At 40.5% G+C, this 12,064-nt stretch carries 11 protein-coding genes and 1 other RNA gene; 9 read left to right on the top strand and 3 right to left on the bottom strand.

Annotation, left to right across the window (positions count from 1 at the left end; translation table 11 throughout):
- On the top strand, positions 1–609 hold the full coding sequence (locus tag KHS79_RS02920; RefSeq protein WP_212716477.1) for a YecA/YgfB family protein: 609 nt from the start codon (positions 1–3) through the stop codon (positions 607–609).
- Positions 610–715: 106 nt separating this feature from the next.
- On the opposite strand, the gene KHS79_RS02915 is transcribed toward KHS79_RS02920, so the two are convergent.
- Positions 716–2,092 (bottom strand): substrate-binding domain-containing protein, encoded by a 1,377-nt coding sequence (locus KHS79_RS02915; protein ID WP_212716475.1) that lies wholly within the window; start codon positions 2,090–2,092, stop codon positions 716–718.
- A gap of 257 nt (positions 2,093–2,349) precedes the next feature.
- Between KHS79_RS02915 and KHS79_RS02910 the strand changes: the two genes are divergently transcribed.
- The 3 genes from KHS79_RS02910 (at position 2,350) to KHS79_RS02900 (ending at position 4,608) form a co-directional block, all read left to right on the top strand.
- On the top strand, positions 2,350–2,901 hold the full coding sequence (locus KHS79_RS02910; RefSeq protein WP_212716472.1) for a hypothetical protein: 552 nt from the start codon (positions 2,350–2,352) through the stop codon (positions 2,899–2,901).
- Between the two features lie 153 nt (positions 2,902–3,054).
- Entirely contained in the window at positions 3,055–3,651 is a 597-nt protein-coding gene (locus KHS79_RS02905) for a peptidylprolyl isomerase (protein WP_212716470.1), read from the top strand.
- A gap of 219 nt (positions 3,652–3,870) precedes the next feature.
- Positions 3,871–4,608: a substrate-binding periplasmic protein gene (locus KHS79_RS02900; RefSeq protein WP_212716467.1), complete on the top strand. Its 738-nt coding sequence runs from the start codon at positions 3,871–3,873 to the stop codon at positions 4,606–4,608.
- Positions 4,609–4,903: 295 nt separating this feature from the next.
- Here the strand turns inward: KHS79_RS02900 and ffs are convergent.
- Positions 4,904–5,000: signal recognition particle sRNA small type (ffs, locus tag KHS79_RS02895), an RNA gene on the bottom strand.
- A gap of 220 nt (positions 5,001–5,220) precedes the next feature.
- Here ffs and KHS79_RS02890 point away from each other — a divergent pair.
- Positions 5,221–6,093: a patatin-like phospholipase family protein gene (locus KHS79_RS02890; RefSeq protein WP_212716465.1), complete on the top strand. Its 873-nt coding sequence runs from the start codon at positions 5,221–5,223 to the stop codon at positions 6,091–6,093.
- A gap of 244 nt (positions 6,094–6,337) precedes the next feature.
- Complete coding sequence (locus tag KHS79_RS02885) at positions 6,338–6,943, top strand: motility-associated ABC transporter substrate-binding family protein (protein ID WP_212716463.1); 606 nt, start codon at positions 6,338–6,340, stop codon at positions 6,941–6,943.
- Between the two features lie 337 nt (positions 6,944–7,280).
- On the opposite strand, the gene KHS79_RS02880 is transcribed toward KHS79_RS02885, so the two are convergent.
- The gene (locus KHS79_RS02880) at positions 7,281–8,636 is read right to left on the bottom strand and encodes a DegQ family serine endoprotease (RefSeq protein ID WP_212716460.1); all 1,356 of its coding nucleotides are present in this window, start codon (positions 8,634–8,636) and stop codon (positions 7,281–7,283) included.
- A gap of 634 nt (positions 8,637–9,270) precedes the next feature.
- On the opposite strand from KHS79_RS02880, the gene KHS79_RS02875 reads away from it, so the two are divergent.
- From KHS79_RS02875 to KHS79_RS02865, 3 genes are all read left to right on the top strand, one after another.
- Positions 9,271–9,720 carry a hypothetical protein gene (locus KHS79_RS02875; protein WP_038289661.1) on the top strand — a complete coding sequence of 150 codons (450 nt, stop codon included), beginning with the start codon at positions 9,271–9,273 and terminating at the stop codon, positions 9,718–9,720.
- Positions 9,713–10,579, top strand: a complete 867-nt coding sequence (locus tag KHS79_RS26225) for a lytic transglycosylase domain-containing protein (protein WP_325167553.1) — start codon at positions 9,713–9,715, stop codon at positions 10,577–10,579. The genes KHS79_RS02875 and KHS79_RS26225 overlap by 8 nt, the downstream gene beginning before the upstream one ends.
- Before the next feature lie 401 nt (positions 10,580–10,980).
- Positions 10,981–11,796 (top strand): substrate-binding periplasmic protein, encoded by an 816-nt coding sequence (locus tag KHS79_RS02865; RefSeq protein ID WP_212716458.1) that lies wholly within the window; start codon positions 10,981–10,983, stop codon positions 11,794–11,796.
- Positions 11,797–12,064: the final 268 nt, after the last annotated feature.

The raw sequence follows: 12,064 nt of genomic DNA, 5'->3' as shown, positions 1-12,064 counted from the left end.
ATGAATGAACCTTGGTCCACACTATCCTCCATTCTTGAAGCTGACCCAACCAATGAAGATATTCTAGATAGTATCGCCACACATGGCTTACTAACAGCGGCAACCATAAGCCCACACCAACCCACAATTGACCAAATCATATCTTGTATTTTTGATGGCAGTCCTGACTTACCCCCAGAAAATCTCCAAACACTCAAAAATGCAATACAACAGGCGCAACAGCAGCTTGAGCAGCCCTTGTTTTTAGGCGAAGGTCTGGAGCTTCCCTTTGAGTGGGATGAAGAGGAAGAACTTGAGGATTCAGATATACAAGCCTGGTGTATTGGCTTCATGAGTGCTGTATTTTTGGATGAGGATGCCTGGTTTGACACCGATGAGCAGGAATCAAGCGAGTTACTGTTACCCATAATGGTACTTTCTGGGCTGTTTAGCGATGCACCAGAGTTTACAGAAATGTCTGAGGATGAAGCACTCATTACCGATATGAGTGAACAGCTCCCTGAGCTACTGACTGAACTCTATTTGTTTTATAAATGCCCAGACGATAAAAAAGACCAAATCAAAAAACCTTCAAACAAGTCAGGCTCTGCAAAACCGAAAAAACACTAGAGAAAATTAGCAAGGGTTATAGTTCCTACAAAGCGCCAACAATTATTAAGTTGGCGCAGTGGTTATATTGGTGCAGCAATCAACTGTAGAGCTAACTGCTTTAGAGCTACTTTTCTATCCACACCTCTACTCGACGATTTTTGGTTTTACCTGCCAAACTCTCTCCTGATGCAAGCTCAAGCACACCATACCCTTTGGCCTCAACAGCTCCATGGGATACCCCACCCTTAGTCAACTCCCGCGAAACGACTTTTGCACGCAATTTAGCCAGTAAAGCGCGTTTAGCTCCTTTTACATCAGCATCAGCAAAGCCAATCAATAATAGCTTTTTATTTCCTCCCTGCTGAGCATAAAAATCGACTAAGCGATTAAGGTCACGAATCGCTTTATTATCCAAATCAGCTTTGCCTGCCACAAAACGAAAGTTGACAGATAACCGCTGGTAGCCCTTAACCATATCTCGGTAATCTTTGGGCATTGTGGAAAGGTTAGTCTGCGGAAGGCGATCTACCTTTTGGGAGATAAAGCCTGTTTTTTCTACTACCGCCTGCCCCTCTGGACTTTGAGTAAATGCTAAAAACTCTTTCACGAAGTCATCATCGCTCAAGCTATACATATAGAGTCTGCGACTTAATGGATAATCTTCAGTAGCCACTGAAGCAGCACTAGGCTTAATGTAATGATTACCTCCATCAGCAATGGCCAACGCTTTTGCACGACCTATCGCATTTAAACTCACAAAGCCAATAAAATTAGGGTCATTGGCAACTTTTCTTGATAACTCTTCATTACTTTCCAAACGCTCAGCTGATACAGCTAATGCTCCCCGGCCATTTAGTACTAAACTATTAAACGTATCCCATGTACCCGACTGAGCATCACGCGCTAACAATTTAACAGGATCAACCCCCCAGCCCAATTGAGTCCACTCAGAAATACGACCACTGAATACATCTGCCACTTGCTTTACTTGTAGTTGTTTCAGGGGGTTATTTTTATTGACAATGACTGCAATACCATCCAAAGCAAGAATAAACTCATGATCAACATTACGAATAGTGTCTCCCCCCAGTTTACTCACTTCAGAACCTTTAACAGGCCTTGATGCTGCACCAATCTGCACATTCCCTGCCGCAAGCTGGCGAAAACCATCAGAACTACCATGAGCAGAAATATTAACACTGACCGTTTTTTTCAGTGCGGGTACACTCCCTGTTACCTTAAGTTCATTAATACCTGTTTCTTCAATTTTAATTTGCTGCGCTTGCTTAGCTTGTAGGTAAGCTTTCACCAACTCAGGGCCAAGCTCGGCACCAATGGTATTTGAACCAGCCATATTAAACAGGTTAGTGTCTGCCCCAGATCCATTTAAACGAGTAAAAGGTTCAAGTCCCTTAGCTGTTATTGCAAAACAGCAAATCCCAGCCATGATGCCACGTATCATCAATGGCATAAAACCAGTGCGCTGAAGATAGCTAAACAAAGAAACCCCCTTAATGATAATCGATCATTTTTATTGTAAACCTATCATACTCTTTTCAGTCTCCCTTAACCCATTTATCAGGAGATAATCATCAGTATAGCTATGTGTAGCTTTTTCGACATACTCTTGCAACAACTTCACTTACGTCTATGAGTAAGGAAAATCAACCTTTTGGCCTATTGAGTCTGGACAATAACGCCCTGAGTTCATAGCCTTTAAAAAGATCAACTATCTTTATCTTTGTTATGACAATGACTATGTATGAAATTATATTCACTGGGCGTCTTACCCCAGAAACCTCCAAGGATACGGCGAAGGAAAACATAGCGAAGTTATTCAAAGCTTCAGCAGCCCAGATTGAAGCATTTTTCTCCGGCCGCCCTGTCATTATCAAAAATCAGCTAGACATAACCACTGCACAAAAGTATGAGCGTACTCTGTTAAAAGCTGGACTCATCTGTCAAATCGTGGACTCCAACACTAAGGAGCCTTGGCAAGCTGAACCTGCTCCCTCCCCAGTCGCAGCTTCTTCCGAGACATCCACTCCAACGCCAGCCTCGTCAATCACAGAACAAACTGATGACCCAAGTAGCTCACAACCAGCAGCAGATGATCATGACTGGACCCTGGCTCCCGTTGGCGCAGACTTGGTTCAAGCTGACAACACGCCTCCCCCTCCTGCGCCTGATGTAAGTGACATTACGCTGAAACCGATGGAAGGCTATTTAGTCAACCCTGAAGAAATCCCTAAACCCAAACCTGTCACCCCTGATACCAGTAACTTGTCACTCAGCTCTGATGAAACATAAGACTTAATTAGGTAGGAAATATAGTCGGCACAGGTTAGCCTTTGACTGGGGACAAAAACGTAAACCACTTCAATCTTACAACTGTTGTATACACAACAGTAAAATAGTTATTCTGTGGCATTAAACAAAATGGAATACTCAAGGTTCATGATTATGATAAAAATGAAGTTGCCAGCCCTATACCTTCTTATTGCAGCGTCGTTAGTTTTTAGCTCAGCAAGCTGGGCTGCTACCCCTCATGTTCGAATGGAAACCTCAATAGGCAATATTGAGCTAGAGCTTTACCCCGAAAAAGCTCCCATTACTGTTAAAAACTTTCTCAGCTATATTGATCAAAAATTCTACAACGGCACTATTTTTCACCGTGTCATTCCTGGATTTATGGCCCAAGGCGGTGGGTTTAACACCGATATGAAACGCAAACCAACTCATACCCCAATAAAAAATGAAGCGCAAAATGGTTTAAAAAATGAGCGTGGCACTATAGCAATGGCAAGATTACCTGCACCCGATACCGCTACCTCTCAATTTTTTATCAATGTCAGCAATAATGCATTTCTAAATCATGGTGCTCGAGGTGCAGGTTATGCGGTTTTTGGTCGAGTCACTCAAGGTATGGAAGTCATTGACAAAATTGTGAATGTGCCTACTCACAACATCAATGGCATGCAAAACGTCCCAGTAAAGCCTATTGTCATCAAACAAGTTACGTTAGTTAATACCGAAAATAAGGGCACCAAAGAGCAGTAATAGGTATTGGGTGACAAGTGTATGCTTTGCAAAACATTTGTCGGGTACATACAGACTACTACACTATATAGTTAAGACAGACTCTATTTATTATTAGAAAACAACAAACGCTGTAGCTACAAATTAATAGAATAATAAGGCTTAAAGGAGTTCCTTGCTGTGTTGTGGTAGTTTTTTGTTACAACCAGTTTACTATTTTTAATATGTTGAGGATTTACCATGCTGCGCAAGGTTATGATTGCTTTAACCATGCTGTTTTGGCTAAATGCTGAAGCACAAACCTTCCATTTGGTGACTGAACCATTCCCACCACTTAATATGACAGTGCTTTACAGTAGCTTCGGTCGAAATGAAAAGGTCACTGGATTTGCCACAGATATTGTCAGAGAAACATTTCAACGTGCCGGATTAAGCCTTGAGCTAACCCTCTATGCCTCCTGGGATAGGGCGTTAAATATGGCACTTAACGAACCAGGTAAAGGTATTTACTCTGCATTTAGAACCGCCGAACGGGAAAATAAGTTTAAGTGGGTTGGTCCATTATTCGAGGAAGAGTGGATCATTCTCGCAAGGAAAAGCCGCAATATCACCATTAACCAGCTTGCAGATTTAAATAAATATGCTGTAGGCAGCTTTGAAGCAGACGCAATAACCGACTACCTGCTAGAGAAAAAAATAAACGTCATCAAAGCCAAAAATGATGTCGTGAACGCAATGAAATTGAAAATTGACAAAATTGACTTATGGGCCACAAGCTCTTTATCTGGACCATTTATTGCACAACGCCAAAAGATGGACGACATTGAACGTATTTTCACATTCAGTAAAAGTGGTCTCTGGCTGGCAATGAATAAATCTACAAGTGATGAAACTATTGAACTCCTCAACAGCGCTTTAAGCACGCTCAGAAACGAAGGGCGTATTGAAGCTATCATCGATAAGTACCGAGAAAAATAACAACTAAGCCAACAAAACTGTATAGTTTTTAAACGGAATAGCGTTCTCTGTTTTGCCGCACGGATGCGGTTCTGCTCAGTTCTGCCTACCATAAAATCCGCTGTTTCCAAACTCATAGTCATTAATCAACCAAATAACATGGTCGGGTATTGAAATGGTGTGGAATAAGTTCAGAAACGATTTACGTGGAAATAGCTGTAACCCATTAAACAAATCACTTTGAAATGCTTGTCATATAAAGGGATGCTGCGTTTTTTAGACGTGTAAAAAGAAGTGAACTCGGAATGGCGGCGGCCCTCATCAGCCACACCTCGGCACATGAAGTCACTACTACCGTTGCTCCCTTCCGGGCCTGGCGGGGTTCGCAGATATTCATTGCGAGGGGACCAACAAGGGCCTCCATTACAGGTTACGGGTATGCCCCGTATCAAGCGTGGTGCGCATTCTCTCTGATTTAGTAACAATTTGCAAGGGCGTTTTTAAGGATATCGATTACGACAATAACTATAGATAATCAACAAATACAAACTAATAGTTTTTGAAAATAACAAAGTCCTATTATTCTTTTACACTAATCTATTATGACTAAAATATTTAACTATCATGACGCTAATGGCTGAGCCAGCCCTTTTGCCACCTTCAACCCAGGAGGGAAAGATCGTACCCATTCTAGCCGGTGGTGGTACCCGTCTGCCTGCTCATGTAGGAATTCTTACTGGGCTTAACGAGTTAGGGCTTAGTTTCACTAGTATTGTTGGTGTTTCTGGTGGAAGTATTGTTGCAGCTTTATATGCCTTGGGTAAGTCAGTCAGTGAATTAAAAAAGCTGGTACTGGCTGTTGACTTTCAACAGTTCAAAGGGCAATCACTAATGAACCTAATTCGCTCAGGAGGGCTGTCAAATGGTTCAATCTTTGAAAAGTGGCTCGATAATGAGTTAGGTGGTGTTTACTTTAAAGACCTAACCGTTGATTTACATATCGTTGCTACGGATGTAGTGACATCTCAGCCTGTCATATTTAATGCTCAAACAACTCCTGACTTAAAAGTATCCAAGGCTGTATTATTTTCAATATCCATCCCCCTTATCTTTAGCTTTCAACACTTTGATCAACATATTTTGGTTGATGGCAGTATTCTCTCAGAAGATGCTCTCTATCGCGATTGGGCTGGTGACGGTACACCTGTCGTATGTTTTCGCTTAAGAAGCCAAACCTACCATAAGAAGATTTCCAGCAACCCCTCTTTTCTACCGATAAAAGACTACTTATCAATGCTTATTAGAACGTTCATGACAACATTGTCAAGAGAGTATATAAACGACTCATTCTGGCAATCGACAGTCATTGTCAATACTGGTAGTTATTCCCCCGTTGAATTTAACTTAACGAATGATGACAAAATATGCCTCTTTCAAATGGGCTATAAAACTGTCATGGATATCGTTCCTCTTAAACTCCATCAAACAGCAAACTCTCATCCTTAACTTTAAACACAGCCAAATTTTCTCCATTGACAGAAGTGCATCGCCTGCCTATAACAACTTAAAGTCCATAATAATCATTCATTATAAGTTTAAGTTTTGCGACACTTTTTATTCAATTATTTTTTCGATTTTACTGACATATTTTATAACTGAGCCTAAGCACATTCACGAATGGCAACATGTTAGGACCTGTTAATACTATTGGAATGAAATAACCAACAACAAAATTTTGAAAGGTTATTGCGTGAAAACACCAATAAAACTTGCTGACTACCCAGATAACCCAGACCTGTTTTGGGATTTATCATCAATTATCAACAAAAATAAAGCAGCCGAGTTTTTCAAGCGCGTTGCTAAAGCTTTTTGCGTCTATAGTCCAACTGTAAAAAAAATATATTCCAATTTTGAAGTACTATTAGCCGGTTCAGGACGAGAAGGGATCATTGTACTACCTGATCCTTATGCATTTCACGACACATTTAGTCATATAAATGAAGCAGCAATAAAAAAAACAGGTGTAATACTTTACCCCGGAGCAGCCATTAATCAAAAAGGTCTTTTTATTGGTATTCCTCTTGGTCACGAGCAACGCATGCGTCATCTTAGCTTTACAACTGCAATAAACTTTTTAAACCGTATTTATCAAAAAAAAATTGGTATTGAGTTTCTGCCAGTACTGGTAAATGGTGATTTACGGGAGTTTGCAGCAAAAACGCCCTATTTACACCTACATAGACTTGATACACGAAGTTTATCTGATCAAAGTAGTTTTGAAAAAAACGACATTGGCGGAGCCATTAAGGATAAGTTTTCCAAAATAACACCTTTAATTACCAGGCCTAGCCAATAAGCAGGAAAAGGCTTGCTGTTAGGGCCTGTTAACACTATTTGAATCACCACTGCCGTAGACTATTTTTTCGCCTAGCAAGGCACAAGGAATGCTGTGTAGTCATTCTACATAAATGACTTGTAACACTGCTAGGTGGAAAAATAATCACGGCCCGAAGGGTTATGACGGTAAAAGCACTACTCGTTGTTGCTCATTGTTCATTTAGAATAACTAAACTTCACTCTTCGCGCCTAGATTAGTGCTTTTACCGTCATAACAGTGATATTCAAATAGTGTTAACAGGCCCTAGTTAACTCACCTAATCAGCAAACCTCAAAAGAACTAGATTATTATAGAATTACTGGATAACAAGGAATAACGCAGCATTGCCACGTATTATTCTCAATAATACTTTATTACTACGTTTGCTTAATGCTTGTTGTAAATCTCGCAAGTTTTTCACTGAATGACGATTAGCCGCTATAATACGATCTCCAGGTCTCAGCCCAGTATACGCTGCAGCACTTCCAGCCTGAATATCTCGAACAAGCACACCATCTTCACTTTGTGAGTTTTGCAAAATTGCGCCTTCAAAAATTTTATGTACTTTGCTGGCTCCGGTGAGTTTTTCTCCACCTATTTTAATATTAAGATCTTTTACTTTCTTATCTCGTAAAATAGTCACCTTGACTTCATCACCAATGCGTCTAAGTCCAATTTCATTACGAAGCTGTGCAGCATTTCCAACCGACTTTCCTTCAACAGCAATAATTATATCACCATCACGCAGTCCAGCTTTTTCAGCTGTTGAATCTGGCTGTACATCATTAATCAGTACACCACGTTGTTGCTCATCCAAATTAAATGCTTCAGCCAGATCCGCGGTTAGATCCTGAATATAAACGCCAATTTGTCCTCTTTTCACTTCACCATGGTCAAGTATTTGCTGAACACTTGCTTTAGCCATATTGGTAGGGATGGCAAAACCAATACCAACATTACCTCCTGAAGGTGCCAAAATAGCAGTGTTCACACCCACTAACTCGCCACGCAAATTAACCAATGCACCACCAGAGTTACCCGGGTTAATAGAGGCATCCGTCTGGATAAAGTTTTCATACCCCTCAATTCCTAATCCTGAACGCCCTAAAGCACTGACGACACCTGTCGTTACTGTTTGACCTAAACCGAAAGGATTACCTACAGCAATCACAAAGTCACCCACGGCTAATTTATCAGAATCAGCTAATGGCAGCGCCTTAAGGTTGTCCGCATTGATATCAAGTACAGCAATATCTACATCAGGGTCACTACCCACAACTTCAGCTTTAATGGTACGCCCATCCTCTAGGGTCACTCTGACTTCATCTGCGCCTTTAATAACGTGGTAATTGGTAATTACAGTACCTTCTTCAGCATTTATGATGACGCCAGATCCAGCACTTTGCGTTTGCCGTTGCTGTCTCGGCTGAGAGGGTGGCATATTAAAAAAATGTCGAAAGAAAGGATCACTCAACAATGGGTTTTGTACTGTTGTTTTAGCATAAGTTGAAATATTGACGACAGCAGGTGTTACTGTTTTAACCAGTGGTGCTAACGTAGGCAACTGCTGTCCCTGGCTATCCTTGGCAGGTAAAGCTGCTGCCGATACAGTAGGCAACATAAGTACGGCTGCCATGATTACCATGAGCGACTGCCAACACTTTACTTTCATTCAATGACCTCCTACAAACCCTGTGTTACGAATCAATACTATTTTTAGTAAAAGGTTAAACGCTACTACGTCCACTCATATAGATCCAAAACGAGTGACATGTTAAGTAAAACACACTCAATGCCAATTATTTCACATGATGGCAATGCATTAATAGACATCAAGCCCTTCAAATAGTGCCCATAGTCATGTGAATTAAACTACAGTTAGCCTGTTACACACTCAAAAAAAATAAATAATTACAACCTACTAAAAGAGACATTGATTGCATTTGCAATATGTAAACCCTTTTAAAACACCCTCTTTACAGGTAAAAACACACCACACCATAAGTTTCATTACCCATTAATATACACAAAGCGAAGGGTATATACCCAATACGAATGGTTTTTAGGTGCGGCCATCGAGTGACGAAACCCCATGAGCCTATATTAATAGGTGATTGGGGTGAGGAGTGAAGATAACAAAACCTAGAAATCATTCGTGAAGGGTATACATTACGTTGTGTATATCGATAACACTAGGGTATAGCAAAGTTAGTGAGTGGTGGTGAAAAGTAACCCTCATCTTCAGCCTGATAACATAATTTACCACCTCAAGAATGTAATCAAACGCTTTTAAGGAGGCTGCCTCTGTGTCTACATGTTGGCGATATTGTACCTTAGTATTAATGATGATTCTTACCACAGGCTGTAATGATGGCTACTATCAGTCAAACAGCTTCTGGGGAGCCGTTGCCGGTGCAGGAGTTGGCGCAGGACTAGGGTATGCAGCCTGTAAAGATAAAAAATCCAGCAAACGTAATGCTTGCATGATTGGTGGAGGCATCATTGGTGGTATTATTGGCGGTTACATTGGCTCCTATATGGACTCTTCAGACCAAGATAGAGCCGTAAAAGGTCTTCGCTCAACGCCTAATAAGAAAAACTATAACTGGACAAACAGTAGAACAGGTAACCGCTTTACCATCAAGCCTCTCAATAAGAGTAAGCAAGGCAATCAAGTTTGTCGTGATTACATCATTTATGGTCGTAAAAAAGGCAGCTCAAAACTTAATAAGCAGCGAGGACATACTTGTGTTTAAGCACACTTTAGTCATGAGCCTTTACCTGCTAGTAGTAGGCTGTATCCCACTTACTAAAGAGCAACGCCTCACATCAGATGTAAATAGCTTGTTAGAAGAACAACTGTTAGATGGGGAAATTGCCAACTGGCACGATAAGGATGAACCTAATATTGAACGCTACTTAGCAGTCTTTATTACATATTCGCAAGCTAACCAGGTTTGTCGTGACTACTTCACTCGACTAGAGATTAATGGTAAACCACAACCCAAACAGTTTGGCACAAGTTGTCGTTTAGCACCTCACGAATGGGAACCTGTTCAATGGTCAACCCATGCTCCTCCTAAACAGTCATCACAAAAGAAGGCTTACCGTCATTACCAGCAATTGGTTAAGCTTGCTGGCAATGGACCCAACCCATTTGCGACTGGCAATTACACCTTACCCCAAAAGCTGCTCAAATCCACAACCTATGCCGAAAAAAAATATAAGGTGCCATTCCGTAAAATCATTGGTAAAGCAGCTGCAGAACGTAAACTGAACCCAGTGCTTATTCATGCCGTTGTTAAAACCGAGTCAAACTACAACCCCAGAGCTGTCTCTCATGTGGGCGCAAAAGGATTAATGCAGTTAATGCCTGCCACTGCAAAAGAAATGGGTGTAGGCAATGTATTTAATCCTAGAGAGAATATTAAAGGTGGTTCAGGTTATTTGAAAAAAATGCTGACGCGACGTGGAATTAACGGCAATGTACCATTAGCACTTGCAGCCTATAATGCAGGCTATGGTAATGTTCAAAAATATGGTTATAAAGTCCCCCCGTTTAAAGAAACACTTAATTATGTAAAAAAAATCATGGCACTGTATAAAGCAAGTTAATTGAAACAGAGAATATTTAACAACACCCGTAGCAAAATATACCCTGCCCTGAAAGCTACATAAAGGCTTCGACTCTATTATAATCGGATAATCTCACAGTGTAGTCTAATATCAGGCTACACTTACTACAGAACATCTTTCACTATACCCTCCACGAATCAATTTTAGGGTTAGTTATCGGCATTCTTTACAACCACCAAGGATGGTGTCAATGCAGTTTATACATAGTGACACGGATGCCATATAGTAGAGCAATGCAGAAGCAATTACTGAGGAGTATTTAATTGCCCCCCTAAAAGTCCTTCGTTTTAGGTATAGACAGACAGTATAGCGTTTCCTTATATAAATAGACTGTCGCGAAAGATAAGAATAAGCAAATAATTTATTGGAAAACACGGGTAATGAATAAGCATATAATTTTGACCTATTTGGCTTATTCCTGTATATCCTCAACCATTGCTTTGGCTGAAGAGCCACGAGAGCTTCCCTCCTCTTTACATATCTGCAATGATGATGCAGAGTGGCCGCCCTTCACCTACTTTTCAAGAGTCGCTGGTGAAAAATCAAAACTTAAAGGGTATTCAGTTGACGTATTGTCTGCCATCTTAACCCCTATCAACCAACCCTACAAAATCGATATGATAAACTGGAATCGTTGTAAATATGATGTCATGCACAGTAAAAGGTATCATATGTTGGTTGATGCCTCATTAAATGAACAGCGTAAAAAAAATTTTTTCTACACCGATAAGTACTATGACACACATACCTACTATTTTTATGCTAAAGCGCACCATCCTAAAGGAATCAGCATTTCTTCACTAAAAGAATTAAAACAATATCGATTAGCAGGTATGAAAGGCTATAACTATGCTATCTATGGTCTGAAAGAATCGGATATCAGCATCTATAAAAATAGTCAACAAAAAATTTTCTACATGCTACTCCATAACCGAGCAGACCTTCATCTAGAAAGAATAGAAATCATTGCCGGTTTCGCAGCTATTGGAGAAAATCTATTAGGGAATAACGAAATACTGTATGCACCACTGCCTAATGTAAAACCGATGTCATTTCATATGCTTTTCCCCAAGACAAGTCAAGGTAAAAAACTAAGAGACTTTTTTAATAGAGCACTTAAAAACCTAAAATCTAAAGGTATTTTAGAGAGTTTACTCAAAAAACATCTTGATCCAGTATTAAATAATAGACAGTAATATACCCAAAACGAAGGGTTTTTAGTGGGGCTAGTCTGGTCTGTTAAGACTACCGATAGCATCAACAGTTTTTTAATGGTGCTAGCTGGGCCATCAAGCGATGAAGCCCCTGGGCAAGTTTACTGCTGTGAAAATTGCGGTAGCCACTTTAATTGATATAACAGCGCTGCTGGACGGTTATATTAATAAGTGACTGGGGTGGCCGTTAAATGCTCCTGCATAAACTGCATTCTCACCATCCTTGGTGGCCAAGAGCACTGACAACAAA

It is taken from the genome of Zooshikella ganghwensis (assembly GCF_018263875.1).
GTDB lineage: Bacteria > Pseudomonadota > Gammaproteobacteria > Pseudomonadales > Zooshikellaceae > Zooshikella > Zooshikella ganghwensis.
Note: the sequence above shows the minus strand (reverse complement) of the source record. Positions and strands in the feature narration are given on the sequence as shown.